Below are 25,526 nucleotides of genomic sequence, written 5' to 3'. Positions count from 1 at the left end.
GCCACCCGGCGGGGCCCTTCTTGTGTTCTCAGGCGGGGATCGCGAACTGCTCGGTCGCCGGTTCCCGATCCGCTTCCTCCGGTTCACCGCGCCCTGTCGGCAGCAGGCTGACCGCGGCGAACGCGGCGGCCAGCAGGGTCGCGAACAACGCGATCACCTGGTGCTTGACGCCCTCGATGCCCTCGGCCAGCCCGGCGAGCGGCACCTGGCCGATCCCGACCAGCAGCAGGAACAGCACGACGACACCGAGGTCGCGGCGGTCGCGGCGCAGCGCCCGGATGCCGAGCCAGCCGACCAGCAGCCACAGCGGCACCGCGACGAAGAGCCCGGCCGGGGCGAGCAGCCCGGTGATCCCGGACAGCACCGGCACCCGGTACTCCTTGGCCTTGTCCGGCTGGCCAGCGCCGAGGGCGAAGTTGCCCATGTTCTCCGGCCGCCCGGTCAGCATGTCGGACGCCGCCTGGTCGAGGATCTGCGCGGTGCGGACCGGGTGCGAGAGGTAGTAGTCGATGATGTTCTCGTTGCTGATCCTGCTCTGGTACCTCGGGTAGTCCGGGTCGGTGTGCGCAGGCTTCTGGCTCCACCACGTGGTGCCGATGTATTGCGCGAAATGCGGCGGCAGGCCCAGGTCGGCGAGATCGCGCTGGGTGTCGTGCTTGCCGTCGACAATGCTGTTGAAGATCGCGTGGTAGGCGTTGATCTCCCGGTATTCCTCGTTGGCGAAGTCACCGGTGCTCTGCAGCGCGTAGGTCCCCGCGACCAGGCCCACGGCGACCACCCCGGGCACCACCCACCGCGCGCGGCGCTTGTCGAGCAACGCCAGCACCAGCAGCGCCACCAGCAGCAGCGGCAACACCATCAGCGTCTGCGACTTCGCGTTGACCGCGAGGACCCCGCCCGCGACCACGACACCGGCGCCGAACCACCTGGCGGCGCCGTCGCGGCGCAGCAGGAGCAGGCCGCCGCAGGTCAGCAGCAGCCCGGCGAAGGCAGCGCCCTCACTGATGATCGAGGTGAAGTAGCCGAAGAACGCGGAGTCCAGCACCACCAGGGCGACGATCGCGCCCGCCGCCACCCGGTACCACGGCCGCACCGGCAGCGCGTGCACCACGACGGTCAGCCCGAGCGCCACCAGCACGCAGCCGATGGCCCCCACCAGCTTCAGGTTCAGCCCGGGCGGCCCGCCGAGCCACTGTCCGATCGAGACGGCCACCCGGTCGACCCAGAACTGCGACGACACGTAGGTGCTGCCGCACGGCGGGGCCGGGGCGTAGAACAGCTGCACGCCCAGCTCCGACACCCGCGCGCGGTCGTTGAGGCCGAGCTTGCACAGCATCCGCCACCCGTCGCCGTTGTCGGCGATGCCGACCGGCCGGGGCACCAACCACCGCACCCCGATGACGACGAGCCAGAGGGCGAAGGTCCCGACAAAGCTCACGCGCTTCCACACTCGAAGCAGGGTAACCACCCGCGGTGCGAACCCCAACGCGCCCCGTGCCTGAACGAGCACCCGGCGGGGCCCGGGGTATTCGCCCGCGAATGCCGCCGCGTTACAGCGGGGCCGAACTTCGTGACCCAGTCGGCAGTTACCGGTATCACGGTGGGTTTTCCCGGGGGCGTCGGTTACTTTGTGCCCGCACTTCTTTCACATGGGGGCTTTGATGAGCAATTCCGCGCGTCGTCTTGCGCGAAGAACGGTCGTTCTGGTGTCGGCGCTCACGCTGACCGCGACCCTGGCCGGTACCGCACACGCCGAGGAGATCGAGGCAGCCGGTACCGCCACCGAAACCACGTCGGCGAGCACGCCCGAGGCGGCACCGACCTCGGCCGAGCCCGCACCGCAGGCACCGGCCGAGCCCGCTGTCGAGCCCGCCAAGGCTGACGAACCCGCCGAGGTCGCTGCCGAGCCCGCCACCGCGGCCAAGCCGGTCGAGGTCGCCGAGCCGACCGGGCCCGCTGACCCGACCGACTCGGTCGAGGTCACCGCGCCCGGCCTGCCCGCGCCGCCGCAGCAGGCGGAGAACGGGGCCCAGGCGCCCGCCGCGGCCCAGCTCTCGATCTCGGCGACCGTCGCGGCCGGTCCGTTCCTGGTCGGCCAGCAGATCCCGGTCACCGTCACCATCGCCAACCCCGGTGACGCCGACGCGACCGGGGTCAAGGCGGACTCGCGGTCGGTGTCCGGGTCCTCCTTCTCGATCGGCTCGGACCAGTGGGGCGAGCTGGGCTGGAACGGCACCGGGGTCACCGTCCCCGCCGGGCAGAGCCTCGTCCGCACGGTGCAGGGAGTCGTCTACAGCTGGAACGCCGCCGCACCGGTGATCCAGCTCATCGCCTACGACAACGCGGCCCTCTACGTCGCGTACACGCTGTCGATCCCGCTCAAGGCCCCGAACGCGGCAAGCGGCACCGTCGCCGGTCGCGCCTACGCCGACCGCAACGACAACGGTTCGTTCGACGCCGGTGAGGGACTCGCGGGCGTCCAGGTGAGCCTGGGCGGCGGGCTGCCGGAAACCCCGATCACCACCAGCGACGCGCAGGGCCGGTTCCGCTTCACCGGCCTGCCGCTGGCGGCGTACACGCTCAACGCCGCGAGCTCGCCGGACGGCTGGACCATCGAGAACCGCTACCGGGAACTCCTGGTGGACGGCACCGACTCGACGTCGAACATCGAGCTGCGCGGTGTCCGCCCGCTCAGCGACCGGTTCGAGGCGACGATGGAGTTCACCGAGGACGTCTACAACGTCGGTGACCACGCCGAGATCCGCGTGACGCTGACCAACAAGGGCAGCGCCGACCTCACCGGCATCGTCACCGGCTGCGACCGCAGCGGCGGCGAGGGCCCCGAGCTGCGCGACGTCGACCTGGGTCCGCTGGCGTGGCCCAACACCGTGGCCGTGCCCGCGGGCCAGTCCCGCACGTACACCATCACCGGCTCCATCTCGGCGGAGACCGGGGAGTACGGGGTGGTCATCTACGGCTGCGACTTCGGCCCCGGTGACGACCCGGAGGGCTTCCCGTCGCCCGCCGCCGTGGCACGGGTCTCGGCACCGCCCGCCGACCTGAGCGCGTCCTTCTTCCACGACCGCGACGACGACTGGACCATCGACGACGGCGAGCTGCTCGCAGGCGTGGCGATCGGCGTGTACGACGGCTTCACCGGCGCGTTCGTGACCAAGGTCCGCACCGACGCGAACGGCAAGATCGTCGTCAGGAACCTGCCCGCCGGCCTCTACGGCCTCAAGCCGTTCGGCCCCTGGCGCCCGGACGAGTACCACGACGACATGATCTTCACCTTCGTCGGCACCTGCCAGCACTGCGGCGACACCACGGTCCGCCTCCTCCCCGGCCCAGTCGTCCCCGAAGACGGCAACACCGACGTCGACCCCATCCGCCCCGGCACGAACCTCCCGCCGGTCGTCACCCCGGTGACCAACCCCGTGCCCCAGGCCCGGGCCGCCATCACCACCAGCACCACCAGCACCGACCTGGCCGACACCGGCGCGAACGTCCTCGGCCTCACCGCCATCGGCACCCTCGCCGTCCTGGCAGGCTTCGCCACCACCCTCACCGCACGCCGCCGCCGAAAGGCATAGCGGACAACAGAGAAGCGGGCGGTCCCTGGTCATGGGGGACCGCCCGCTTCTGTTTCGCCATGATGGCCGAAAGGCCAAGTGATCACGCTGGGTCGAGAGCGACCGCACCGCGGGGGTCTGGGGGGTCGCCCCCCAGGTCGGTGGCGGGCGACCCGGTCCACGCTTTCCGTGGACACGGGTCCCCTGAGCCCGCGGAGGTGGAGGGATTTGAACCCCCGGAAGGTTGCCCTTCTTCCGCTTTCAAGGCGGATGCATTCGGCCGCTCTGCCACACCTCCAGTGCGGCTCCAAGCCTAGTCGGTTGGTGGGCCTCGTTGGTGGCTAGGTGAGGCGTGGTGGCTAGGTGAGGTCCAGGTGCTCGATGACGCGTTCGAAGAGGCCGGCCATGACGCGCTGTTCCTCCGGGGTCATGAGGTCGACCAGGTGGGCTCGCACGCCGTCGACGTGGACGGGGGCGGCGGTGCGGAGGGTCTCGCTGCCCTTGGGGGTGAGTTCGGCGACGACGCCCCTGGCGTCCTCGGCGCAGCCGACTCGGCGGACCAGGCCCGCTTTTTCCAGGCGGGAGATCTGGTGGGAGAGCCTGCTCTTGGACGAGGCGAGCTGGCCTGCCAGCTGGCTCATCCGCATCTGGCCGCCCTCGCGTTCGGACAACCGGACCAGCACCTCGTAGTCGGGCAGGGCCAGTCCGTGGTTCTCCTGCAGCTCGCGGTTGAGCTGCTGGCGCAGCAGTTCGCTGCCGATGACGTATGCCCGCCACGCGCGCATCTCGTCCGGGTCCAGCCACCGGGGGTCGGCTCGCACTGATGTCACGCGTCCAGGTTACGGCGTTCACCTGATGGCCCTGGTCCTAGCCATCTGTCCCCGGCAGACTCCACCTCCTTCGCGCCGGGTGGGTGCCCGGTGCCTGGACGGAGGACTGATGATCGTCACGAAGCGGATCGCGGCCGTCGCGGCCGTGGTCGGGCTGGCGCTCTCCGGGTTTGCCGGTACCGCGTCGGCTGCCCCGGCAGCCACCACCGACCTGCGCCTGATCGCCTTCAACGACTTCCACGGCAACCTGCAGCCGCCCGCCGGTTCGTCCGGTCGGGTGACGTTGCCGAACGGGACCACGGTGGACGCCGGTGGCGCCGCGTACCTGGCCGCGCACGTGACCCGGCTGCGCGGGCAGGCGCCGAACTCGCTGGTGCTCGCCGCGGGCGACAACATCGGTGCCTCGCCGCTGACCTCGGCGCTGTTCCACGACGAGCCGACCGTCGAGTTCATGAACAAGATCGGCACCGACGCCAGCGTGATCGGCAACCACGAGTGGGACGAGGGCTACGCGGAGCTGCTGCGGGTCCAGTTCGGCGGCTGCCACCCGACCGACGGCTGCCAGTTCCACCAGCCCTACCGCGGCGCGCGGTTCCCGTTCCTGGCCGCGAACATCACCTTCGACAACGGCCTGCCCGCCGTGCTCCCGGTGACCGTCAAGTTCGTCGACGGCATCCCGGTCGGCATCATCGGCGTCACGCTCAAGGACCTGCCCTCGGTGGTCACGCCCGAGGTCGTCAAGGGCTTCAAGTTCGGCGACGAGGTCCAGGCGCTCAACCGCACCTCCCGGCTGCTCGACCTCGCGGGCATCCGCACCCAGGTCGCGCTGGTGCACCAGGGCGACAGCACCGAGGGCGGCGGCCCGGACGACTGCCGCACCCTGCCCGGCCCGGCGCGCCAGATCGCCACGGCCGCCTCGCCGTCGATCGACGCGTTCTTCACCGGCCACAGCCACCAGCAGTACAACTGCGTGGTCACCGACCCCGCAGGCAAGCCGCGGCCGCTGATCCAGGGCGCCTCGTTCGGCAGGCTGCTCTCGGTCATCGACCTCAAGATCGACCGCAAGACCCGCGACGTCGTGCGCACCGCGACCGTCGCGCACAACGAGGTCGTCACCCGCACCATCACCCCCGACGCGGGCGTGCAGGCGCTGGTCGACGAGGCCGTGACCAAGGCGGGCCCGATCGCCAACCGCCAGGTCGGCACCATCACCGCCGACCTGGTCCGCGCCGCGGCCCCGTCCGGCGAGAGCCCGCTCGGTGACGTCATCGCCGACGCGCAGCTCGCCGCCACCCAGGGCAACCAGGCGCAGATCGCCGTGACCAACCCGGGCGGCATCCGCACCGACCTCACCTACAACACCTCGCCCGCGGGCGAGGGCAACGGCGTGGTCACCTACGGCGAGGCGTTCGCGGTCCAGCCGTTCGGCAACATCATGCAGACCATCACGCTGACCGGCGCGCAGCTCAAGACCGTGCTCGAGCAGCAGTGGCAGCCGCAGTCCAACGGCACCACCATCACCCGCTTCCTGCAGGTGTCGGCGTCGCTGAACTACACCTGGGCGCAGTCGGGCACCCAGGGCAACCGGGTCTCGGCGATCACCGTCAACGGGCAGCCGGTCGACCCGGCGGCGTCCTACCGGGTGTCGGTGAACAACTTCCTCGCCGCGGGTGGCGACGGGTTCACCGAGCTGGCCAAGGGCACCAACCTCGCCGGTGGTCCGGTCGACCTGGACGCGTTCGCCGCGTACCTGACCGCGCACCCGAACCTGGCGCCGCCCGCGTCGACGCGGGTCACCGTCGTCCCGTAGCGGATCCGGGGCGGCTGTCCTCTGTGGTCAGCCGCCCCGGTCCGTCCTCTCGGGACAGGGACGCGGCGTTACCCAGGTTCACCGGTTCGAGTTCGGCGGTGGGGTTGTCCTACTGGGACAGCAGGCGCACCATGGAGGAGACGGCCGGCTCGGCAAGACCGCGCGAAACGCCGAAACCCATTCGGTCACCGCGCCCGCCGGGAAAGGGTAGGTGGTGCCGTGGCGAAGCAGACAACTCCCGTAATGGTCTGCCGCCTGCCGCAACCCCGCGGCTGAGCCGACAGAACCGACTTGGCCGTGGATGAGGGCGGCAAGCTCGACGGATCACTTCGAGTGCACGGCACGCGACGCGTGTCGATCACGCACCTCGACGATGTTGATCCCCGCATCGGGCGCGTCTCCTGATCCGCTCGGCTGGGCTCCACGCCAACCGCCGAAGCGGTGGGCCATTGCGATGTGACGACCCCGGGTGCGACCGCCGACGACAGGCGGTCGCACCCAGGCGTCTGCCACGCCCAGGTCGACGCGGACCCCGCTCATGCGGTCCACGCGGTGGCGGCGCACTATCCTCATGCCCACGGAGCACGGCGGCGCGGGACACGGGGAGTGGTCGTGGAGTTCGACGACAGCGTTGGGCTGGACTCGTCCCAGGTTTCCGACGCCAGGGGGATCGGCGGCCGGGTGGCCCTGGGCGGCGGTGGGCTCGGGATCGTCGGTTTCATCGTGTACTTCGTGCTCTCCCAGCTCGGCGGCGTGCCCGCGAGCATCCCGCTGAGCACCGACGGCGTCGGCGGTGGCCAGAGCGTCAGCAGCGGTGACCTCGCCACCGAGTGCCGCACCGGCAAGGACGCCAACACCAAGCCCGACTGCGCCAGGGTCGCGCTGATCAACTCGATCCAGGGCTACTGGTCCGACCAGTTCGCCCGCTCCGGCCGCACCTACAAGCAGGCCACCACCACGTTCTTCAGCGGCGGCGTCAACACCGGCTGCGGTAGCGCCACCAGCGACGTCGGCCCGTTCTACTGCCCTGCCGACGGCAAGGTCTACGTCGACCTGACCTTCTTCCGCGAGCTGCAGACCCGCTTCGGCGCCCAGGGCGGCACCTTCGCCGAGGCGTACGTGCTCGCCCACGAGTACGGCCACCACGTGCAGAACCTGCTCGGCACCTCCGGCAAGGTCCGCGAGGGCACCGGCCCGACCTCGGACGGGGTCCGGTTGGAACTGCAGGCCGACTGCTACGCCGGGGTGTGGGCCAACCACGCGACCACCACGCCCAGTTCCAGCGGCAAGCCGCTGATCCGCTCCATCTCCCAGGACGACGTGAACCGGGCGCTCGACGTCGCCGCCCGCATCGGCGACGACTTCATCCAGAAGAACCTCGGCGGCGGCAAGGTCGACGAGAGCCAGTTCTCGCACGGGTCCTCCGCGCAGCGCGAGCAGTGGTTCCTGACCGGGATCAACGGCGGCAACCCGGCCGAGTGCGACACCTTCGGCGCCAGGAACCTGGGCTGAGACCGGCACTTCCACACAGGCGATTGCGGCAGCAACCGGACATACCAGTACGCTGCGCGGGTTGAGATCTCACCGCGCGGCGTGGGTTTCGGGGGAACCCATCGGGGCGTCGAGCGGTTAACGATTCTGGGGAGAGTCGAACCACAGTGCGCCGCACATCCGTGCGCCGAGCGGTTTCCCGCATCGGCGTAGTCGTTGCCGCGTTCGCTTTGACCGGGTCGCTCGCCGTGCCGTCCGCCCTCGCGCAGGACAACACCGAGCCCACCCCGGCGGCGACCGAACAGCCGTCCGAACCACCTGCCGAACCGTCACCGACCGAGACGGCGCCCGCGGAAACGCCGCCGGTGCCGCCAACGACCCCGCCTGCTGAACCGGTCCAGACCACTCCGGAACAGCCGGTCCAGACCACCCCGCCCGTCGAGCCGACCCGGCCGACCGAGACCGCGCCGCCCGCGCCCGCCGAGACCGCGCCCGCGGTGCCGGTACCCGGTGCGCGGCCGGTGCAGCCCGCCGCCGAGGTCGGCGCGAAGGCGGCCGCCGCTGCGCAGGCGGACGTCTCGGTGTCGGTGTCCTTCGACAAGGCGAGCTACGCGCCCGCGGAGACGGTCGCCATCACGGTCAAGCTGACCAACAAGAGCTCGGTCGTCGCCAACGGCGTCCGCGTCGACTACAGCGGCAAGCTGGCGGTGTCCAACACCTGGGGCGGGTTCCTGAACCCGTGGGGCCAGGGCATGGCGCCGGGGTCGACCCGCACCCTGCAGCTGACCGGCCGGATCCGCGACGTCGAGAACGGCGAGGTGGACCTCAAGGTCACCGCGATCGTCCCCGAGGGCGACACCGACACCGCGGACAACACCGGCACGGCCAGTGCCGCTGTCGAGGTGACGCCGACCGCGAGGTTCGGCGGGACCGCGTTCGAGGACCGCAACCTCAACGGCAGGCCGGATGCCGGTGAGCAGGCCCCCGGCGTGAAGGTCACCGCCAAGCGCGCCGACGGGTCCACTGTGGAGCGCACGGCAGGCGCGGACGGCCGGTTCGACTTCGGCGACCTGCCCTCGGGCAGCTACTCGGTCACCTACACGCCCAACCACCACCAGTTCCGCGTCCAGGGCGTGACCGGCGCGGCCACCGAGACGCTGTTCCTGTCCGGCACCGCCTTCGCCGACATCGCGGTGCGGACCTGGCTGGACATGTTCGCCACCGTGCACGCCTCGCTGCTGTTCGACAAGCCGAGCTACCGCCCCGGCGACCAGGTCAAGGCGACGGTGGTGCTCTACAACCGCTACCCCAACGACCTCACCGGCGTGACACTCAAGTGCCACCCGCAGGGCCTGGGCACCAGTTCCGCGTGGGGCGACCTCGTCGACGGCGGCCCGGGGGTGACGCTGCCCGGCCTGCGCTCGGTCACGTACACGATCTCCGACGTCGTCCCGGCCGACGCCGCCGACGTCGGGTACGTCGTCGCCGACTGCACCCTCAACTCCACCCAGCTGCCCGGCCTCGCCGAGCTCACCGCCGAGGCGCGGGTCGACGGCGTGCTGGGCACCGGCGCGGGCAGGCTGCAGATCAACGGCGTGTTCGGCCCGGAGCCGATGCGGTTCGCCACCACCAGGCTGCGCGACCGGGTCACCGGCGCGATCGTGGCGACCGCGACGTCCACCGAGGCCGGGGAGATCGACTTCAGCGGGATCCCGGTCGACACCTACTCGCTGCTGATCGACGGCCCGTACCGGGTCGACGGGCTGCTGGTGGCGCCGTTCGCCTTCCCGATCACCGCGAAGCCCTCGGGGCGGGTGTTCATCCCGGTGATCATCGACTTCGGCGACTACCCGGACCTGCGGGTCTCCGCGCACCTGGACAAGGCGGAGTACGTGACGAGCGACGTGGTCGAGGCCACGGTCACCATCCGCAACATCGGGGACGGGCCCGCCACCGGGGTCTGGTTCAACCGGGACCAGTCCACCGGCTCGCAGCTGCGCGTGTTCGACACCGGTGGCCTGCCGTCCGCCGACCAGGGGATCACCCTCGCCCCCGGTGAGACCAGGGAGTTCGTGCTGCACGGGGCGACCCCGGCCGCGGGCGGCACCGTGCTGTTCGGCGGGTCGGTCGTCACCGACAGCGCCGAGCTGGACGCGAGCAACAACTCCGTCCAGGTCAGTGCCACCTCGGTCGCCGTCACCGGTGACTACACCGGTGTCGTGTACGTCGACCGCGATGGCGACGGGGTGTTCGACCAGGGTGAGGGCTTGCCCGGGGTGATGCTGACCGCGTCGTCGTACGGCGGTGGCTGGGTCATGGACCGGCAGACCGACGCGGACGGGCGTTTCGCCTTCCTCGACATCCCCGGAACCGTCTACTCCGTGCACTACGGCCTCGAAGACGCGGACTACACCATCCCCGGCGGGTCGGGCACGGGCCGCGACCTCGTCTCGGTGCCCAGCGCCGGGCACGACGCCACAGTGCGGGCGTACCTGCTGCTCGACCGGTCGCTCGACGCGTCGGTGTCCTTCGACCGCGACCGCTACCACCCCGGTGACACCGCCACGTTCACGTTCTCCTTCAGCAACAAGGGGACGAAGCGGCTCACCGGTGTCGGTGTGCGCGGCATGCACGCCGAGGGCGACTTCCAGGCCCAGCCGTCCTGGGACCCGATCGGTCCCGGCGGACCCGGCCTGACGCTGGAGCCCGGGCAGCGCAAGACGGTGACCGTGACCGGCCAGATCCCCTGGGGCGCAAAGGTTCGCGCCATGATCGGCGTCGCCGTGGTCGCCGACGGCTCGTCGCCGAGCCACGGCTACGTCTTCGTCACCGACACCGCCGAGGTGGTCCCGGTCCCGGGGCAGCCGATCACCGCGGCGAACACCGGGACGACCGGCACCGGGCAGCCGGTCGCGCAGGGTGGCCTGACCCCGCGCGGTACCAGCGGTTCGGGTGGCAGCGGTGGTCTCGCTGACACCGGTGCCAGTGTCGTCGGCCTCGGTTGGTTCGGCTTCGTCGCGCTGATCCTGGGCGCGGGCGCGCTGATGGGCGCTCGCCGCCGCAAGACCGCCTGAGAATGAGCCAGTGGGGGGCAGTGCCGGACTGGCACCGCCCCCCACCGCTTTCTCAGCCCAACATCACGAACAACGACAGCGTGGCGAGGGAACCGAGCACGAACCCGGTCACCGCCAACCTGCCGAACAGCTCGGCCTTGCCGAGCAACCACAGCGCGCCCAGGCACACCACCAACACCCCGAACGCGATCATCCCTAGGTCGGACATGGTCTTACCCCCTGGTTGAGTCAGGTGTTACTCGACGGCGTCTCCTCTTCGTGGATCCCGCACGGACACTCCTCTCAGGACAGTTCCTGATCCTTGGTTTCCGGTAGCCAGAACAGGGAGACGAAGGCGAGACCGTAGGCGAGGGCGCCGAACGCCATCGCACCGCCGATCCCGTAGCGCAGGGCGAGGAAGCCGATGGCGGCCGGGAAGAACGCGCCGACCGCGCGGCCGAAGTTGTAGGTGAAGCCGGGTCCGGCGCCGCGGGCGCGGCTCGGGTAGAGCTCGGCCAGGTAGGCGCCGAAGCCGGAGAAGATGGCCGAGGAGCAGAAGCCGAGCGGGAAGCCCAGGTACATCACGTACCCGCCGACCGAGCCGGGCAGTTGCGTGTAGGCGAGCAGCAGCGCCGCGGCCAGCACGGCGAACAGCCGGAAGGTCGCCTTGCGGCCCAACCGGTCGGCGAACTGGCCGCCGGTGAGGTAGCCGAGGAACGCGCCGCTGATCAGGAACGCCAGGTAGCCGCCGGTGCCGATCACGGTGAGGCCGCGCTCCTTGCTCAGGAACGCGGGCAGCCAGGTCGCCAGCGTGTAGTAGCCGCCCTGGCACCCGGTGGCCAGCACCGAGGCGAACACCGTGCGGCGCAGCAGGTCCCGCCGGAAGATGGCCCTGAGTGAGCCGCGGGCCTTCTCCTTGGCGAAGACCGGCGCGTCCACTATGCCGCGGCGCAGGTAGACGACCAGCAGCGCGGGCAGGGCGCCGGTGAAGAACAGGACCCGCCAGCCGGTCTGCGGGTCGGTCACGCTGAACACCAGCGTCGACACCAGCGCGGCCAGGCCCCAGCCGACCGCCCACGAACTCTGCACCAGTGCCGCCGCCCGGCCCCGGTGCGCGGCGCCGACGTACTCGGCGACCAGGATCGCGCCGGTCGCCCACTCGCCGCCGAAGCCGAGGCCCTGCATGGCGCGCAGGGCCAGCAGCGTCTCGTAGTTCGGGGCGAGGCCGCACAGCGCGGTGAACACGGCGTAGGTGATGACCGTGATCATCAGCGTCGTGACCCGGCCGAGCCGGTCGGCCAGCACGCCTGCGGCGACCCCGCCGACGGCGGAGAACACCAGGGTGGTTGTCGACAGCAGGCCGGTCTGGCCGGTGTTCAGCCCGAAGGTCGCCGCGATGGCGGTGAGCCCGAGGGGGAGCACCCAGAAGTCGTAGGAGTCGAGCCCGTACCCCAGGAACGCCCCGACCACGGCCTTCTTGCCGCGTCCTGGCAGATCCCGCCACCAGCGGCCCCGCATGGTGGCCGCGTGCTCCGTCGTGTGCGCCATCACTCACCCCACTCGGTCGCTCACCTGCTGTGTACCCCCAGTGTGGCGATTGTTCAACAATATGACAATACTTCAATTGGACGATTCGACATGTGAACCGTAGGATTGTTGAACGATCTGCGATCCGCCGGGTGCGGCGACGGGTGCGGGAGGGTGCGTTGAGCGTCGAGGACGCGTTGGGCAGGCTGCGGGACCTGGCTGGGCTGCGGCGGCGGGTGCACGGGACGGCGGCCGAGGTCACCGCCGACACCCTGCGGGAGCTGATCATGGAGGGCGGTCTGCGCCCCGGCGACCGGGTGGTCGAGGAGTCCCTGCTCGGGCCGCTGGAGGTCTCCCGCAACACGCTGCGCGAGGCGTTCCGGCTGCTGGCGCACGAGAAGCTGATCGAGCACAAGGTCAACCGCGGCGTCTTCGTCCGCACGCTGACCGCCGACGACGTGCGCGACCTGTTCACCGTCCGGGTGCTGATCGAGCTGACCGCGCTGCGCCGCTCCCGCGAGGCCGACTGGGCCGCCATGAGCGCGGCCGTCGCCAAGGGCAAGGCGTGCGCGCGGGCCCACGACTGGCTCGGCGTGGGGACCGCGAACATGCGCTTCCACAAGGCGATCGTCGCCTCGGTCGGCAGCGCGCGGCTCGACGAGCTGATGGGCCAGTTGACCGCCGAGCTGCGCCTGGGCTTCCACGGGATGGGCGACCCGCGCGCGTTCCACGAGAAGTACCTCACCCGCAACGCGGGCATCGTCGACGCGGTGGCGGGCGGGGACGTGGAAGGCGCGGTCGGCCTGCTGCACGAGTACCTCGACGACGCCGGGGCCGAGATGCTCGCCGCGTTCAGCAGCGACCGCTAGGTCCGGCCACTAGGGTCGACCGGGTGCGGATGATCGGACCTGTCCAGTGACGCTGACCGTCTGGGAAGGCGTCCTGGTCTTCGTGGCCGGGGTGCTCGCGGGCGGCATCAACTCGGTGGTCGGCTCGGGCACCCTGATCACCTTCCCGGTGCTCCTCGCCGTCGGCTACCCCCCGGTGGTCGCCAACGTCTCCAACGGCATGGGCCTGGTGTTCGGCTCGGTGTCCGGCGCGATCGGCTACCGGGACCACCTCGTCGGCCAGCGCCCCATCCTGCTGCGGCTCGGCGCCGTCGCCACCGTCGGCGGCGCCTGCGGTGCCGTGCTGCTGCTCGTCCTGCCGCCCGGCGCGTTCGAGGCGATCGTCCCGGCGCTGATCGCCGTGGCGCTGGTGCTGGTCGTGCTCCAGCCGTGGCTGGCCGGGAAACTGGCCGAGCGGCAGGGCGAACGCCACCCGCACGGCGGGATCGGCCTGCTGGTCGCGACCTTCGTGGTCGGCGTCTACGGCGGCTACTTCGGTGCCGCGCAGGGGATCCTGCTGATGGGGGTGATGGGGATCCTGCTCAGCGAGTCGCTGCAGCGGGTCAACGCCATCAAGAACGTGCTGGCCGCCGTGGTGAACCTGGCCTCGGGCGTGGTGTTCGTGTTCGTCGCCGACGTCGCGTGGTGGGCGGTCGCGCTGATCGCCGTCGGGTCGACCATCGGCGGCGTGATCGGCGCGAGGGTGGGCAAGAAGCTCTCGCCCACCGTCCTGCGCGGCGTCATCGTCGTGGTCGGGACCGCGGCGATCGTGCAACTGCTGCTGAAGTAGCGCTCAGCGGTCGAACGCCTTGGCCGCCGAGAGGAACAGGTCGTTCTCCTCCGGCGTGCCGATGGTGACCCGAGCACCGTCCCCGGCGAACGCGCGCACCACGACCTTGTGGTTGAGGCAGTGCTCGTTGAACTCGGCGGTGCGCTCGTCCAGCGGCAGCCACACGAAGTTCGCCTCCGTCTCCGGCACCTCGTAGCCCAGGTCGAGCAGCTCGGCGCGCACCCGGCCGCGCTCGGCCACGATGTCGCGGCAGCGGGCGAGCAGCTCGTCCTCCGCCGCCAGCGAGGCCAGCGCCGCCACCTGCGCGATCGCGTTCACGCCGAAGGGCACGAACACCTTGCGCACGGCGTCGGTGACCGCCTCGGGCGCGACCAGGTAGCCGACCCGCAGGCCGGCCAGGCCGTACGCCTTGGAGAAGGTCCGCAGCACCGCCACGTTGTCGCGGCCGCGCGCCCACTGCTCCTTGGCGAACGCCACGCCGTCCGGGACCTCGTCGTCGGCGACGAACTCGCGGTACGCCTCGTCGATCACCACGAGCACGTCGCTGGGCACGGCGTCGACGAACCGCTCCAGGTCGGCCTCGCGCAGCGCGGTCCCGGTCGGGTTGTTCGGGGTGCAGAGGTAGACCAACCGGGTGGCCGGGGTGACCGCGGCGATCATGGCGTCGATGTCGAGCGCGTGTCCCGCGGTGAGTGGGACGCGGACCTGGCTCGCGCCCACCACGTGGGTGAGGATCGGGTACGCCTCGAACGAGCGCCACGGGAACAGCACCTCGTCGCCGCCGGTGCAGGTGGCCTGGATGAGCTGCTGGCACAGCGTCACCGACCCGCAGCCCACGGTGACCTGGCCGGTGTCGACGCCCAGCTTCGCCGCGATGGCCGCCACCAGCTCGGTCGCGCCGCTGTCGGGGTAGCGGTTGATGTTGGCCGCCGCCTCGGCGATGGCGGTCACCACGCTGGGCAGCGGGCCGAGCGAGACCTCGTTGCTGGCCAGCTTCACCGCCCCGGCGACGCTCTTGCCCGGGATGTAGCCGGGCAGCGAGTCCAGGTCAGCGCGGGTACGCACGGTCATGAGGGCTCCTCGTGGATCCACAGTGGCGACACCTCGTCGGCACTGCCCCGCATGCTACCGAGCGGACACGACTGTCCGTTCTCCGTGCGCCGACGACCGGGTGAAAATAGCCGTTTTCCTGCGGACGGGTGAGCGTGTGATCACGTTGACTGCTATTAACCCCGGCATGGTTGGGTATGTCATGGCCCAGACCCGCACTGAGGACTTCCGGCTCGCTGACGGCCGTGCGCTGCGCCTCACCTACGCCGAACCCGACGGGGTGACCAGAGGCGGTCTCGTCGTGCTCCACGAGGCCAGGGGCATCACCGACACCACGACCGCCATGGTGGCCCGGCTCGCGGGCGAGGGCTGGCTGGTCGTCGTCCCGCACCTGTACCCGGGTGAGGCCGGGTCGGCGGAGGTCGGCCACGACGAGGCCAGGGACAAGGTCAGCGAGCTCTCCGGCGACTCGGTGCTCGCCGCGACCGACATCGGGTTCGCCTGGCTGGCCGAGCACGGCCTGGCCGCGGACCGGATCGGCGTCATCGGGTTCGAACTGGGCGGCTCGGTCGCGCTGGTGGTCGCCGCCAGCCGCGACATCGGCGCCGCGGTCACCGTCTCCGGCGGCGGGATCCTGGAGCCGCTCTCCAGCGGCCTGCCCGCGCTGGTCGAGGTCGCAGGCGAGCTGCGGGTGCCGTGGCTCGGCCTCTACCGCGACGACAGCGACCAGGCGATCCTGCAACAGGTCGAGAAGCTGCGCGAGGCGGCGAGCACCGCCAAGATCGCCACCGACGTGGTCCGCTACCGCCCGGAGCCCGGTGCCCCCGAGGCGTGGCAGCGCGCCCTCAACTGGTTCGACGCGCACCTGCGGTGAAGGTCGCATCGCTCACGCTGGTCGAGTTCGACCTGCTCTGGGAGTCGCTCGGCCGCACTGACCGCCCGTACCCGCTCGACGTGCCCTCCTTCGGCGAGACCACCGACGAGCGCGAGCAGCTGCGCAAGGAGGTCATCGAGGGACTCGTGGCGCGCGGCCTGCACGACGGCACCGACGTCGACCGGGACCTGGAGGACTCGCTGACCCTGTTGGCGCAGCACGACTACAGCGTCGACGGGCTGCTCTCGCTCGGTCGGCACGTGCGGGTGCTCGGCGCCGGTCGCGGCAGCCGAACGGTGCTGGCCGTGCAGACGGGCGAACGCATCCGCATCGGAGCGCTGCGCGGCGGCGGCGTGGTGGCCGAGATCATGGCGCTGCTGCCGGACGCCGAACCCGGCCCGGGCACCGCGGTGACACTGCCCAAGTCGGTGTTCCACAACGCGATAGACGCCTACGTCGAGTCCGGGTTCGCCGGCCTGGAGACCATGCTCAACCAGGGCGGGGTCGCGGGCCGCGACATGCGCACCATCGCGACCCTGGTGGAGAACTCGCGGCACGGCGGCGGCCAGGTCGCGGCCAACAGCCTCGACCGGATGGGCAGGCGCACGCGCACCGACGTCGTCAACTGGTTCGACACGACCGCGGGCCGCTACCTGGCGCTGCCGACCACCCGCGACGGCGTCGACTGGCTGACCCTCGCCCCGGCCGACGCGCCCCGGCTGACCCAGCGGCTGCGCGAACTGGTCGCCTCGGTCGCACCGCGCTGAGGGGGGCGGGTGACCCCGCCCCCCGCGTGCGTCAGACGGCGGCTTCCACCACGTCGGTGACGATCAGCTCCGGCTCGGTCTTCTCGCGCACCTCGTCCACGCTGACCCCGGGCGCCACCTCGCGCAGCACCAGGCCGTCGCCGGTGATGTCGATGACCGCCAGGTCGGTGATGATCCGCTGGGCCACCCGCAGCCCGGTGTAGGGCAGCGAGCACTCGTCGACGATCTTGTACGACCCGTCCTTGGCGACGTGCTCCATCAGCACGATGACCTTCTTGGCGCCGTGCACCAGGTCCATCGCCCCGCCCATGCCCTTGACCATCTTGCCGGGGATCATCCAGTTCGCGATGTCACCGACCTTGGACACCTGCATGGCGCCGAGGATCGCCGCGTCCACCTTGCCGCCGCGGATCATCCCGAACGACAGCGCGGAGTCGAAGTAGGAAGCGCCCCTGCGGACGGTCACCGTCTCCTTGCCCGCGTTGATCAGGTCGGCGTCCTCTTCCCCCGCCCACGGGTACGGGCCGACACCGAGGATCCCGTTCTCCGACTGGAGCACGATCTCGACGTCGTCGGGCACGTAGTTCGGCACCAGCGTCGGCAGGCCGATACCCAGGTTCACGTAAGAGCCGTCGGACAACTCTGCCGCCGCACGGGCAGCCATCTGCTCTCGGGTCAGTCCCATCTCACGCCTCCTTGGTGCGCACGGTCCGGCGCTCGATGCGCTTCTCGGCGGCCTCGTCCGGGGACAGCAGCACGACCCGCTGCACGAAGATGCCCGGCAGGTGCACCTCGCCAGGGGCCAACTCACCCGGCTCGACCAGCTCTTCCACCTCGGCGATGCTGACCCGGCCCGCCATCGCGCACAGCGGGTTGAAGTTCTGCGCGGAGTCGCGGAACACGAGGTTGCCGTGCCGGTCGCCCTTCCACGCGCGCACCAGGCCGAAGTCCGTGGCGATCGCCCGCTCCAGCACGTAGTCGTGCCCGTCGAAGTCCCGCACCTCCTTGGCCGGGGAGGACACCGAGACGTTGCCCGAGTCGTCGTAGCGCCACGGCACGCCCCCGTCGGCGACCTGCGTACCGACCCCCGTACGGGTGAAGAAGGCGGGGATGCCGGACCCACCCGCGCGCAACCGCTCGGCCAGCGTGCCCTGCGGGGTCAGCTCCACCTCCAGCTCACCGGAGAGGTACTGCCGGGCGAACTCCTTGTTCTCACCGACGTAGGAACTGGTCATCCTGCTGATCCGCTTCTCGCGCAGCAGCAGGCCGAGGCCCCAGTCGTCGACGCCGCAGTTGTTCGACGTGACCTGGAGCCCGGAGACGCCCTTCTCGAGCAGCGCCTGGATGAGGGCGCTCGGGATGCCGCAGAGGCCGAACCCGCCGACGGCGAGGCTCGCGCCGTCCGGGATGTCGGCCACCGCCGCGGCGGCGCTGGGGACGACTTTGTCCATGTGTGCCCCTCCTTCTGGGTGTGGCACCGGCGACTCTAGCGGGGCGGGCGCCGTTGCCGATGTGTTCGAGATCGCCATAAATCGCCGCGGCCCGGTGGACGAGCACACTGTGCTGGTGGGTGTCGAGGAAGAGGGCCGCCCGGTGCGGCCCAGTGCTGACGGTCGCCGGTGGCGGCCGAGTGACGAACTGACATTGCGGCTGCTGACCTGGTCGGCGCGCCTGGTGGGGCTGCTCGCGGTCGTGTCGGTGGTGTTCCCGGTCGGGCGGCGCAGGCTGCGCGACACCGTGGGCGGCTGGCTCGACCTGCCGACCGAGGCCACCGTCGCCTCCGGCGTCGCGGTCCTGGCCAGCGGCGTCATGCTGATGATGCTCGCCACCGCGCTGCGCAGGCGCAAACGCAGGGCCTGGCAGGTCGCGGTCGGGGTCACCGGCCTCATCGCGCTGGCCCACCTCGGCTGGCGGCACGGCATCGGGTCCGGGGTCACCGCGCTCGTGCTGTGCGTCGCCCTGGTCGCGACCAGGAGCCACTTCACCGCCAAGGCCGACCCGGTGCACGGCAAGTGGCGCGCGCTGCGGGTCACCGCGCAGATCCTGCTGGCCGGGTTCCTGGCCAACCTGGTGCTGCTGAGCTCGACGCCGTCGCGCTACACCGACAACGCCCCGCTCACCGACCGCGCGCTGCACGCCCTGCTCGCGCTGATCGGCGTGTCCGGCCCGGTCCAGCCGGTGCCGTGGCTCGACGACCTCTCCGCCGCCGTCGGCCTGTCCTTCGGCGTCGGCGCGCTCCTGATCGGCGGCTACTTCCTGCTGCGCTCGGCCGAACCCAAGCCGGGCCTGGCGCCGGCAGAGGAGTTCCGGCTGCGGGAACTGCTCGCCGCGCGCGGCGCGGAGGACTCGCTGGGGTACTTCGCGCTGCGCCGGGACAAGTCGGTCGTGTTCTCCCCGTCCGGCAAGGCCGCGGTGCCGTTCCGGGTGCTCGCCGGGGTGGCGCTCGCCTCGGGTGACCCGCTCGGCGACCTCGAGGCGTGGCCGGGCGCGATCGAGGTGTTCCTCGCCGGGTGCCGCGACAACGGCTGGGTGCCCGCGGTCATCGGCTGCTCCGAGCGCGGCGCCACGGTGTGGGTCCGCTACGGCCTCGACGCGATCGAACTGGGCGACGAGGCCATCGTCGACGCCGCCACCTTCACCCTCGACGGCCGCTCCATGCGCGGCGTCCGCCAGGCGGTCGCCAAGCTCCGCCGCGCCGGGTACACCGTCGAGGTCCGCCGCTCAGCCGCGCTGGGCGAGGGCGAACGCGCCGAACTGTCCACCTTGGCCGAACGCTGGCGCGGCACCGAGACCGAACGCGGCTTCTCCATGGCCCTGTCCCGGCTCGCGGGCCCGGACGACCCGGACTGCGTCCTGGTCACCGCGTCCCGCGAGGGCGAGGTCGCCGGCCTGCTCCAGTTCGTCCCCTGGGGCAGCGACGGCCTCTCCCTCGACCTGATGCGCCGCGACCGCGCCGTCGGCGACAACGGCCTCAACGAACTGATGATCGCCGACATGCTCGCCGCCTGCCCCGATCTGGGCGTCACCCGCGTCTCGCTCAACTTCGCCGTCTTCCGCGCCGCCCTCGAACGCGGCGGCCGCATCGGCGCGGGCCCCGTCGCCCGCCTCTGGGCCAGGGCACTGCGCCTGGGCAGCCGCTGGTGGCAGATCGAGACCCTCTACCGCTTCAACGCCAAGTTCGCCCCCACCTGGAACCCCCGCTTCCTGGTCTTCCCCGCCGTCCGCGACCTGCCGCGAGTCGCCATCGCCGCCATCGAGGCAGAGGGCTTCGGAGGTCGCCCACCAGCACTTTTGCGCGCCCTCCGCCGCTGACCGGGGGGCGTTTTGCCCTCCGGTCAGGCACCTGTGTAGTCTTACCTCCCGAGCGGCCACTGGGGCCCCGGGAGGCTTCGCCTAGTCTGGTCTATGGCGCCGCACTGCTAATGCGGTTGGGGTTCAACGCCCCTCCCGGGTTCAAATCCCGGAGCCTCCGCTGTACACCCAGCTCGCTGGGTGACAACTGAACAAGCACCCGTAGCTCAACGGATAGAGCATCTGACTACGGATCAGAAGGTTAGGGGTTCGAATCCCTTCGGGTGCACTTCGAGAAACCGCGGCGAGACTCATCGCCGCGGTTTCTTCGTCGTTATGGGGTCCGGCGCCCGGTGGCACGGTCCACTGTGGCGTGATCACGGCCACCCGGCGTGGTGATCGACCTCGTTGGTTCTCCCACGGTGTCAGGGGAAGGCGTCGGGGAGCCGGGTGCGGGCGGCTCCCCGACGCGTGGCTGGGGGGTGGGGTCAGTGGTGGGCGTGGATGGTGAAGTGGGTGGTGGCCACGCCGGTGGGGGTGGTGATGGTGAGGGTGGCCTTGTAGGTGCCTGGTCGGGGGTAGCGGTGGTCGGGGGTGGTCACCTTCCACAGGCCGGGGGCGGCTAGCGGGCCCGCGGGGGTGGTGGGGGTGACGGGGACGTCGGCGGTGGTGCCGTCGCCGTAGGTGAGGGTGGCTAGGGGGGTTGTTGCCGAGGGGGCGGTGAAGCGGGCTACCTCGCCGCGGAGGGTTCGGGTGTGCTGGGTGGGGGCGGTGATGTCGGTGGTCCAGGGGACCGCGGGGCTGGGGCGGAAGTTGACGCCCGCGATGGTGAGCCTGCTGCCGAGGGACGACAGGCGGGCGGTGAAGTCGGGGAGGTTCCGGTCGGCCTGCGGGGTCCAGCCGACCTCGGCGATGGAGACCAGGCGCGGGTAGCTCAACCACTGGGCCTGCGCCAAGCCGCGCACCGTCTCCGACCACAGCGGCGCGGTAACACCGATCACGTCGGATTCGGTGAGCCCGTCGCGGACCGGCTGCCAGTCGTAGTAGCGGTCGAAGTCGCACGCGTTGCGGCAGGCCCAACTCAGCCCGATGGGGCTGCTCGGGTCGTACTTCTGGTCGATGTACGTGGTGCCAGCCGGGGACATGACGACCTTCGCGCCGCGCGAGACCTGCTTGAGGACGTCGGCCAGGGTCGAGCCGCGCCAGAACTGGATCACCGCGCCGGGCGGCAGGTCGACCGCGGCGTACTCGTTCCAGCCCATCGGCAGCTTGCCCAGCCTGGCCACCTCCGGCAGGAGCCTGCGCAGGTAGGTGAGGTAGTTGTCGTGCCCGGTCACCAGCGCCTCGTCGCCGCCGATGTGCAGGTACGGGCCGGGGGTGAGCGCGGCGATCTGGCTGAACACGGTCCGCAGGAACTCGTAGGTGACCGGCGAGTTGGCGTCCAGCGTCGAGTAGCCGACGTCGGCGGTGGTGTTCATCGGCTTGGCGACGCCGTCGGGGTTGAGCTTCGGGATCGACGCCAGCGCGGCGTTGGTGTGCCCGGGCCCGTCGATCTCGGGCACGACGGTGACGAACCTGGCCTTGGCATGCGCGACGACCTCCGCGTAGTCGCGCTGCGTGTAGTACCCGCGGATGGCCGGACCGGTGCCGAGCGGGTTCCCGTTGGCGTAGATGTCGGCGCCGCCCAGCGACCCGACCCGGGTGAGCGCGTCGTAGTCGAGCCCGGAGGGGTTGTCCCGGGGGGGCGTGACAGCGATCCGCCACGCCTGGTCGTCGGTCAGGTGCAGGTGCAGCGTGTTGACCTTGAACAGCACCGCGGTGTCGATGTAGCGCTTGATCTCCGCCACGGTGAGGTAGCTGCGCGCGACGTCGAGCATGACCCCCCGGTACGCGAACCGCGGGTAGTCGCTGATCCGCGCCGCCTGCGCCTGCCACACCGCGCTGACCCTGGTCCGGCTCTCCGCCCACGCGGGCAGCAGCTGCCGGAGCGTCTGCACGCCGAGGAACAGACCGGCGGGGGTGTCGGCGGAGATGGTCGCCGACCGCTCGTCGGTCACCAGCCGGTATCCCTCGGCCGCGTGCCCCGCCGGCGCCTTGCCTGGCCCGAGGTCGAGCACGATGTCACCCCGGCGCGGGCTCCGCGCGGTCACCGGCAGCCGGTACCCCGTGGCCGGTCGCAGCAGGTCACCGAGGTAGTCACCGACCTGCCTGGCCGCCCCTCTGGCAACGATGTGGCTGTCCTCCCCGAGGGCGAACGGAGCCCGACCGGTAGCCACCGCCTCGACCGGCCGGGGCAACAGCCGCTGCACCCCCGGTTCGACACTCGCGACAGGCGTCGCAGGCGCCGCCGCGGCAGGCATCGCCACCAACGCCACCGCGGCGACCACGACCGTGCGCCAAGTCCTCCGCATCGAACCCTCCCAGGGCCAAGTCGGACATATGGTCTAGACCATAGGAACTGCCATCCACACCCGTCAATCACTCGGTCGGCCTAGCCGCCCGCCCGGGCCCCGCTGCCGAACCCACGCCGAAACACCTTGTCCTGATTGGACAACCAACGATCCGCCAACCCTCCCCGCGCCGCGCCGAACTCACGATGTGCTGGCAGCAAACCCAAGTAGCCTGCCAACCACTACCGAGTGGATCGGCACCAACGACATCCTGTTGCCCACCAAGAGGTCGACCGAGGACAACCACAGCAACAGCAACCCCAGAAGCGACAACGGAGGGCCTGAGCCCGACTGCTTCACACCGCCCTCGGCCTCCAGCGTCGGGATCGCTGGTGCCTACTCGTGCGAGTAGACGCTGGGCGAGCTCTCTGACTTCGCGGCGGCGATCCTGTCCGTTGTCGCTGCAGTCGGCGGGATCGTCGTCCCGGTCCCGGTCCCGGTCCCGGTCCCGGTCCCGGTTGCGCCAGCGCGGGTTCGTCCGCCGCTGGCGTTGCTCGACCGTGGCGCCAAGTCTTGCCCGGCGCTGCGGTGTTGGTCGGGACTACCGCGAGATGGGTGCGGTCGTGGTTGTCTCCTCGTGTGGAACCGGGGGGACCGGGGGACGGAGAGGCCCGGGGAGGGGCTGGGGTCAGGAGGCGATCACCGCGTCTCGGCCGACGATGGCGGCGGTGGTCTCGGTGAGGAGGCGGCCGCTGACGTCCGGGTCGCAGCCGACTCGGGGGAGGCGGGCGCGGATCGCGGCGGGGGAGCGTTGGCGCAGGGTGGCCAGTTCGCGGATCACCTCGGTCGCCGAGCGGGTCGGGGGGTGGCTGAGCCAGGACTCGCGCAGGGTGGAGTCCTGTTCGGCCGACCAGGGTTGGTTCGCGTTGCCGACGGTGCGCCGCTTGCCCTCCAGCGCGGTGATCGCGACGAGCGCCTCCCGCAGGAGCTTCGCCGTCTCCGCCGCGCCGCCGGGGGGCAGCCGCACCGCGCCCTCGGCGACCACCTCGCCGTGGTCGTCCTTGGCGATGACGTCGATACCGAGCTCGCCGTCGTCATCGGCGGCCACGGTCAACGCGTAGCTGAGGTCCTGTCGTTTGCTGGTGTATTCCAGGTTGAATGCCATGTCCGCAACAGTAGGGATTTCGCGGCAGGGGCGGAGAAAGTTATCCACAGCCCCGATCGGGGGACTTGCCTAGCGGCGCCAACGGCTCCTGCCGACCGAGTGCGGCTCGTCGACGGGCTCGTCGATCTCGTCCGGATCGTCGTCGACCGGGTCGACCCGCTCGCGTTCCTCGCGCAGGATCGTCTCAAGTGTGGTGTCGGCCTTTCGCAGTCGCCAGACGATGATCGCCACGGCGACCACCGCGGCCACTATCCACAGTGCGGTAGCCATCGGTCACCACTTCCGCATCAGCCGTTGCCAACCCGCTGGATGGGGTACCCCAAAGGCTCCCACCTCACGCATCAGAACGCAGCGGGGCACCCCACATTACCCACCAGGTAGCACGGAATCCGCCCCAACGGAGCAGTGATCGGCCGCAAACCGACGAATCGCTCGCCCGAACGGCTACCGCGCGGACTCCCGCGGTCGCTCGGCGTCGACGACTTCGGTGACCGCGCTCGCCGACCGGTCCAGCGTCTCGCGCGCGGGCAGCCACACCAGCGCCGCGACGACGGTCAAACCGCCTGTGACCAGGAAAGCCCAGCCGAACGACAGCCGGTCGGCGAGCATCCCGGCGATGATCGGACCGAGGATCGCGCCGACGTCCGCGGCCATCTGGTAGGTGGCGAGCACTTGCCCGCCGCGGGATTTGCCGATCACGTCGGCGACGGCGGCCTGCTGCGGCGGGGTCAACACGCCGGTGCCGAGACCCGCGACCACGGTGGCGATGAGGAACTCGGTGACCGTCTCGGTGAAACCGAACCAGATGGTCCCACCCGCGGAAACGACCAGCCCGAACAGGATCAGCGGCTTGCGGCCCCACCGGTCCGACAACCGACCGGACACCATCAGCATCACCACGTTGCTGGCGGCGAACACCGAGAGCGCTGTTCCCGCGAACGCGCCGTCACGGTGCAAGACCTCGGTGATGAACAAAGGAACCAGTGAGACCCGGACTCCGAAAACCGCCCAGCCGCCAGCAAAGCTAGAGGTAAGTGAAGCGATGTAGCCGCTGTCGCGCAGTGCCTTACGTAGCGGCATGACATCCGTGGTGTGCTGACCCGCAGGCGTGATCAGCGTCGACTTCCTTAAGAACAGCCACACCGTGCCCACGGCCACCATGAGCGCGGTGGCGTAAACGAGGAATGGCGCGCGCAGCGAGATCCCGATCAGTCCACCTCCGACAAGTGGACCGGCCACGTTGCCGAGCAGGAAACTGGTTCCCCAGAGCCCGGAAGCCTTACCGCGCACGTCCGGGGGCGTCAGGTGGATCAGCAACGCGATGCCCGAGACGGTGAACATGGTCGACCCGATGCCGCCGATCCCGCGCAGGGCGACCAACTGCCAGTAGTGCGACGCGAACGCGCAGGAGCCGGTGGTGACAGCGACGATGGTCAGCCCTGTCAGGTACACCTTGCGCTCACCGAGCCGTGTCACCAACCTGCCGCTGACAGGTGCGAACGCCAGGCGGGTGAACGCGAACGCGCTGACCACGATGGACGCGGCGGTCACGCTCACGTCGAAGCTGCGGGCGAAGCTGGGCAACGCCGGTGCCACCAGGCCGAACCCGATCGCGATGATGAAGTTCGCCACCACGATGACCCACACCTCGCGGGGGAGCGCCGATGGCCGCTGTCCGATCGCTGCCACCGTCTGGACTCCTCTCGCGCATTGCTTAGCCCTGCGAACTATAGGCCGGGACGAACCAATCGGGTACTCCCTGTCCGGGACAGGTCTGGACGGGGTATGTGGGTGTGGTCACCCGCACTAGCTAAGGAACGCCGATGTCCGAACCGTTCGACACCGTCGAGGTCATCGCCCTGCTCGCCAAGCTCGCCGAGGCCGAACGGGATGCCCGCGAGCTGACCGCCGACGAGTCCTACCGCGATGGCCAGGCCGCCGGGCTCGCCCTCGCCCAACGCATCGTCCGCGAGCAGGCGAACCTGCCGGTGGAGGCCGACTCCGATCGGGTGTGATGTGGCAGCCCGGG

General features: G+C 70.8%; 21 protein-coding genes and 3 tRNA genes. 12 read left to right on the top strand and 12 right to left on the bottom strand.

Going from position 1 to position 25,526, the window contains the following annotated elements; translation table 11 throughout:
- Positions 1-28 precede the first annotated feature (28 nt).
- On the bottom strand, positions 29-1,438 hold the full coding sequence (wsfD, locus tag CLV68_RS02560) for a glycan biosynthesis hexose transferase WsfD (RefSeq protein WP_246009639.1): 1,410 nt from the start codon (positions 1,436-1,438) through the stop codon (positions 29-31).
- A 268-nt stretch (positions 1,439-1,706) separates the two neighbouring features.
- Between wsfD and CLV68_RS02555 the strand changes: the two genes are divergently transcribed.
- Positions 1,707-3,593, top strand: coding sequence for an SdrD B-like domain-containing protein (locus tag CLV68_RS02555; protein WP_121388988.1), 1,887 nt, complete (start codon positions 1,707-1,709; stop codon positions 3,591-3,593).
- A gap of 192 nt (positions 3,594-3,785) precedes the next feature.
- Here CLV68_RS02555 and CLV68_RS02550 read toward each other — a convergent pair.
- Positions 3,786-3,870 (bottom strand) — tRNA-Ser (locus CLV68_RS02550).
- Between the two features lie 61 nt (positions 3,871-3,931).
- Complete coding sequence (locus CLV68_RS02545; protein ID WP_121388987.1) at positions 3,932-4,402, bottom strand: MarR family winged helix-turn-helix transcriptional regulator; 471 nt, start codon at positions 4,400-4,402, stop codon at positions 3,932-3,934.
- A gap of 109 nt (positions 4,403-4,511) precedes the next feature.
- Here CLV68_RS02545 and CLV68_RS02540 point away from each other — a divergent pair, with 109 nt between their 5' ends.
- From CLV68_RS02540 to CLV68_RS02530, 3 genes are all read left to right on the top strand, one after another.
- A complete protein-coding gene (locus CLV68_RS02540) occupies positions 4,512-6,212 on the top strand; it encodes a bifunctional metallophosphatase/5'-nucleotidase (RefSeq protein WP_121388986.1) in 1,701 nt (566 codons plus the stop codon).
- A gap of 612 nt (positions 6,213-6,824) precedes the next feature.
- Positions 6,825-7,724, top strand: coding sequence for a KPN_02809 family neutral zinc metallopeptidase (ypfJ, locus tag CLV68_RS02535; RefSeq protein ID WP_121390919.1), 900 nt, complete (start codon positions 6,825-6,827; stop codon positions 7,722-7,724).
- 161 nt (positions 7,725-7,885) lie between these two features.
- Complete coding sequence (locus CLV68_RS02530) at positions 7,886-10,777, top strand: SdrD B-like domain-containing protein (protein WP_170224043.1); 2,892 nt, start codon at positions 7,886-7,888, stop codon at positions 10,775-10,777.
- Between the two features lie 52 nt (positions 10,778-10,829).
- On the opposite strand, the gene CLV68_RS33630 is transcribed toward CLV68_RS02530, so the two are convergent.
- Together CLV68_RS33630 and CLV68_RS02525 are read right to left on the bottom strand one after the other, a co-directional pair.
- Complete coding sequence (locus CLV68_RS33630) at positions 10,830-10,985, bottom strand: hypothetical protein (protein WP_170224042.1); 156 nt, start codon at positions 10,983-10,985, stop codon at positions 10,830-10,832.
- 74 nt (positions 10,986-11,059) lie between these two features.
- On the bottom strand, positions 11,060-12,304 hold the full coding sequence (locus tag CLV68_RS02525) for an MFS transporter (protein ID WP_121388984.1): 1,245 nt from the start codon (positions 12,302-12,304) through the stop codon (positions 11,060-11,062).
- A 158-nt stretch (positions 12,305-12,462) separates the two neighbouring features.
- Between CLV68_RS02525 and CLV68_RS02520 the strand changes: the two genes are divergently transcribed.
- Complete coding sequence (locus CLV68_RS02520; protein ID WP_246009638.1) at positions 12,463-13,152, top strand: GntR family transcriptional regulator; 690 nt, start codon at positions 12,463-12,465, stop codon at positions 13,150-13,152.
- A 52-nt stretch (positions 13,153-13,204) separates the two neighbouring features.
- Positions 13,205-13,960, top strand: a complete 756-nt coding sequence (locus tag CLV68_RS02515; RefSeq protein WP_121390918.1) for a sulfite exporter TauE/SafE family protein — start codon at positions 13,205-13,207, stop codon at positions 13,958-13,960.
- 3 nt (positions 13,961-13,963) lie between these two features.
- On the opposite strand, the gene hisC is transcribed toward CLV68_RS02515, so the two are convergent.
- Positions 13,964-15,031 carry a histidinol-phosphate transaminase gene (hisC, locus tag CLV68_RS02510; protein ID WP_121388982.1) on the bottom strand — a complete coding sequence of 356 codons (1,068 nt, stop codon included), beginning with the start codon at positions 15,029-15,031 and terminating at the stop codon, positions 13,964-13,966.
- Between the two features lie 181 nt (positions 15,032-15,212).
- Here hisC and CLV68_RS02505 point away from each other — a divergent pair, with 181 nt between their 5' ends.
- Together CLV68_RS02505 and CLV68_RS02500 are read left to right on the top strand one after the other, a co-directional pair.
- Positions 15,213-15,884: a dienelactone hydrolase family protein gene (locus CLV68_RS02505; protein ID WP_121388981.1), complete on the top strand. Its 672-nt coding sequence runs from the start codon at positions 15,213-15,215 to the stop codon at positions 15,882-15,884.
- Positions 15,881-16,651 (top strand): ESX secretion-associated protein EspG, encoded by a 771-nt coding sequence (locus tag CLV68_RS02500; RefSeq protein WP_170224041.1) that lies wholly within the window; start codon positions 15,881-15,883, stop codon positions 16,649-16,651. The genes CLV68_RS02505 and CLV68_RS02500 overlap by 4 nt, the downstream gene beginning before the upstream one ends.
- 31 nt (positions 16,652-16,682) lie before the next feature.
- Here CLV68_RS02500 and CLV68_RS02495 read toward each other — a convergent pair whose 3' ends face one another.
- Positions 16,683-17,336 carry a CoA transferase subunit B gene (locus CLV68_RS02495; RefSeq protein ID WP_121388979.1) on the bottom strand — a complete coding sequence of 218 codons (654 nt, stop codon included), beginning with the start codon at positions 17,334-17,336 and terminating at the stop codon, positions 16,683-16,685.
- A gap of 1 nt (position 17,337) precedes the next feature.
- Positions 17,338-18,102, bottom strand: coding sequence for a CoA transferase subunit A (locus tag CLV68_RS02490; RefSeq protein WP_121388978.1), 765 nt, complete (start codon positions 18,100-18,102; stop codon positions 17,338-17,340).
- A 115-nt stretch (positions 18,103-18,217) separates the two neighbouring features.
- On the opposite strand from CLV68_RS02490, the gene CLV68_RS02485 reads away from it, so the two are divergent.
- The 3 genes from CLV68_RS02485 to CLV68_RS02475 all read left to right on the top strand — a co-directional run bounded on the left by CLV68_RS02485 (position 18,218) and on the right by CLV68_RS02475 (position 20,231).
- A complete protein-coding gene (locus CLV68_RS02485; protein ID WP_425454812.1) occupies positions 18,218-19,963 on the top strand; it encodes a phosphatidylglycerol lysyltransferase domain-containing protein in 1,746 nt (581 codons plus the stop codon).
- Between the two features lie 70 nt (positions 19,964-20,033).
- Positions 20,034-20,123, top strand: a tRNA-Ser gene (locus CLV68_RS02480).
- A gap of 35 nt (positions 20,124-20,158) precedes the next feature.
- A tRNA-Arg gene (locus tag CLV68_RS02475) sits at positions 20,159-20,231 on the top strand.
- A gap of 199 nt (positions 20,232-20,430) precedes the next feature.
- Here the strand turns inward: CLV68_RS02475 and CLV68_RS02470 are convergent.
- The 4 genes from CLV68_RS02470 to CLV68_RS02455 form a co-directional block, all read right to left on the bottom strand.
- Entirely contained in the window at positions 20,431-22,353 is a 1,923-nt protein-coding gene (locus CLV68_RS02470; RefSeq protein ID WP_121388977.1) for a family 20 glycosylhydrolase, read from the bottom strand.
- Positions 22,354-23,020: 667 nt separating this feature from the next.
- Positions 23,021-23,497, bottom strand: a complete 477-nt coding sequence (locus tag CLV68_RS02465; RefSeq protein ID WP_121388976.1) for a hypothetical protein — start codon at positions 23,495-23,497, stop codon at positions 23,021-23,023.
- A 69-nt stretch (positions 23,498-23,566) separates the two neighbouring features.
- Positions 23,567-23,767, bottom strand: a complete 201-nt coding sequence (locus CLV68_RS02460; protein WP_147459862.1) for a hypothetical protein — start codon at positions 23,765-23,767, stop codon at positions 23,567-23,569.
- Between the two features lie 174 nt (positions 23,768-23,941).
- Positions 23,942-25,186, bottom strand: coding sequence for an MFS transporter (locus tag CLV68_RS02455; RefSeq protein WP_246009637.1), 1,245 nt, complete (start codon positions 25,184-25,186; stop codon positions 23,942-23,944).
- Positions 25,187-25,320: 134 nt separating this feature from the next.
- Between CLV68_RS02455 and CLV68_RS02450 the strand changes: the two genes are divergently transcribed.
- Entirely contained in the window at positions 25,321-25,512 is a 192-nt protein-coding gene (locus CLV68_RS02450) for a hypothetical protein (RefSeq protein ID WP_121388974.1), read from the top strand.
- The last annotated feature ends 14 nt before the right edge of the window (positions 25,513-25,526 follow it).

Source organism: Actinokineospora cianjurensis (assembly GCF_003663795.1).
Classification (GTDB): Bacteria; Actinomycetota; Actinomycetes; order Mycobacteriales; family Pseudonocardiaceae; genus Actinokineospora; species Actinokineospora terrae.
The sequence above is the reverse complement of the archived record's forward strand: the minus strand, read 5'-3'. Positions and strand labels throughout refer to the sequence as shown.

Bases quoted from the DNA above. Each gene is read 5' to 3' on its own strand.
- CLV68_RS02540 (WP_121388986.1), top strand. From the start codon at position 4,512: ATGATCGTCACGAAGCGGATCGCGGCCGTCGCGGCCGTGGTCGGGCTG.
- CLV68_RS33630 (WP_170224042.1), bottom strand. From the start codon at position 10,985: ATGTCCGACCTAGGGATGATCGCGTTCGGGGTGTTGGTGGTGTGCCTG.
- CLV68_RS02525 (WP_121388984.1), bottom strand. From the start codon at position 12,304: ATGGCGCACACGACGGAGCACGCGGCCACCATGCGGGGCCGCTGGTGG.
- hisC (WP_121388982.1), bottom strand. From the start codon at position 15,031: ATGACCGTGCGTACCCGCGCTGACCTGGACTCGCTGCCCGGCTACATC.
- CLV68_RS02505 (WP_121388981.1), top strand. From the start codon at position 15,213: ATGGCCCAGACCCGCACTGAGGACTTCCGGCTCGCTGACGGCCGTGCG.
- CLV68_RS02495 (WP_121388979.1), bottom strand. From the start codon at position 17,336: ATGGGACTGACCCGAGAGCAGATGGCTGCCCGTGCGGCGGCAGAGTTG.
- CLV68_RS02490 (WP_121388978.1), bottom strand. From the start codon at position 18,102: ATGGACAAAGTCGTCCCCAGCGCCGCCGCGGCGGTGGCCGACATCCCG.
- CLV68_RS02470 (WP_121388977.1), bottom strand. From the start codon at position 22,353: ATGCGGAGGACTTGGCGCACGGTCGTGGTCGCCGCGGTGGCGTTGGTG.
- CLV68_RS02465 (WP_121388976.1), bottom strand. From the start codon at position 23,497: ATGGCATTCAACCTGGAATACACCAGCAAACGACAGGACCTCAGCTAC.
- CLV68_RS02460 (WP_147459862.1), bottom strand. From the start codon at position 23,767: ATGGCTACCGCACTGTGGATAGTGGCCGCGGTGGTCGCCGTGGCGATC.
- CLV68_RS02450 (WP_121388974.1), top strand. From the start codon at position 25,321: ATGTCCGAACCGTTCGACACCGTCGAGGTCATCGCCCTGCTCGCCAAG.